This window comes from Ginsengibacter hankyongi (assembly GCF_008710285.1).
GTDB lineage: Bacteria > Bacteroidota > Bacteroidia > Chitinophagales > Chitinophagaceae > Ginsengibacter > Ginsengibacter hankyongi.
The window spans coordinates 1-1,846 of record NZ_VYQF01000020.1 but is presented as its reverse complement, the minus strand read 5'-3'; the positions used below and the strand labels follow the sequence as shown (position 1 = coordinate 1,846).

The 1,846-nt window shown below is 42.4% G+C and carries 1 protein-coding gene; it reads right to left on the bottom strand.

What is annotated here, in order from left to right:
• Positions 1 to 1,289, bottom strand: a 1,289-nt coding sequence (locus FW778_RS22885) for a hypothetical protein (protein WP_150417249.1), incomplete at its 3' end; no start/stop codon positions are given.
• Positions 1,290 to 1,846 lie beyond the last annotated feature (557 nt).

Below are 1,846 nucleotides of genomic sequence, written 5' to 3'. Positions count from 1 at the left end.
ATAGTACCTGCGCCCGTTACAGCGATATTTAAGCTGGCTGATGATCCGCTGCAGATGCTTGCTGATCCGCTGAGAGACCCCGTAGCACGTGCAGGTTGTGCATTAACAGTCACCGAAGTCATTGATGAAACACATCCGCTGCCGTTCTTTGCCGTAAGGCTGTAAGAACCTGACGCCATACCGCTGAAAATGCCTGTCGTATTGGTATAGGTAATCCCATCAGTACTATAAGTCATTCCTGCGCCGGTCGGAGCCGTAATAGTGATGTTCCCTGTGGCGACAGTGCAGGAAGGCTGCGCAGTTACACTTGCTGTAGGTGCAGCCGGTGTTGCAGGTGGTGCATTAATGGTCACAGGAGTTATTGATGACACACATCCGCTGCTGTTCTTTGCTGTAAGGCTGTAAGAACCTGCGGCCGTGCCGCTAAAAAATCCGGTTGTATTAGTGTAGGTAACTCCATTGGTACTATAAGTCATTCCTGCCCCTGTGGGGGCCGTTATAGTAATGGTACCGGTTGATGTCGAACAGGTTGGTTGCGTTAACGAAGCTGTGGGAGCCTGGGGAATCGCGTTTACAGTCAATAGTACCGTATCCGTACTTACGGAATAATAAGTAGAACCTCCCGAATTAGCATATAAATTACAAAATACGGTATCTTGGCCCGTTGACATCCCGGTTAATGAGGTATTGGAGGCGCTTATTGTATTATTATCGCTGAAAGTGCCGCCGGCGGAACTGATCCATTGGATATAATAAGCAACTCCCGAAGGCAGCAGTTCATTGGCGGAAAAAGATGCCACTGAAGAAGAGCAAACGGATGGAGTGCTTGTGGTTGCATTAATTGTTGCAGTGCCCCCAATAGAATTTAATTGAGTAAAATCGAATACAACATTATTGGAGTTGTCATTGGCGCTGGCATATTTTACGCCACCAATTTGTAAAATTTTTGAAGCACTGGCTGGTGTGCCCTGAAGTCCTGGTGGAGCGGTAGGGTTGTTAATGTAAGTGATAGTAGTACCCGCCGGAAAAGCCAAAGTGCAATTGTTGTTCCATTGTATTGTCCCGCCAGTACCATATACAAGAATAGTTAGTGGTGTTGCACTCGTAAATGTAACATTAGAATTAATGGCCATGGTACCATAAATTGAAATGGTACCTGTGGCATTTAGTAAAAGTGGTGTTGTTGCAGGATCAGTAGTGACGCCTGTATTGATTGTATAATCCGCTAAAACGGTAGTTCCGAAAAAGAGTGTGATAGAAAGGATAATGACCACTTTTTTCGAAGGCAAAAAAGATAAATTTAAATAGGTTGGTCTCGGACCGCTAATACATGAGAAAAGTTTCTGGATCTTTTCTATTATTAGATTGTAACTATAAATTTTTATAAAATCATTCAGCGTTTTTTCAAAAAGCAGGGTAAGGAACTGAATTTTACAAAATATGTCGGAAATGGTGCAACTGGCTGACTTATCGCAAATTAGAGATCTCTCTCTTGTTAGAGGTAGCCTAAGATTTCTGATTAAGAATTTCAAAAGAAAGCAGGCATTTTCCATATTGGCTTTGTAAATCCGGCACCGTAATTTCTTAAAATTTCAATGCTGTTTAAGCCGCCTGTGTCCGGATTCCTCCATTAACTCATTTTCCGGGTTATTTATTGTAAGAAATGAGCAAATCATCCCAAATTTTGTAGAATGTTTACTAATCGAGAGTAATTCTTTTTATGATAACCTAATAGATCAACTTGTTATTTGTTATAGTATCGTCGCTCCCGTTTATTTCCAGTTGATAGATTCCATGGGGGATATATTTATTTAGTGGGATAGGTTCGGTAGCAGTGCTGCCGTTG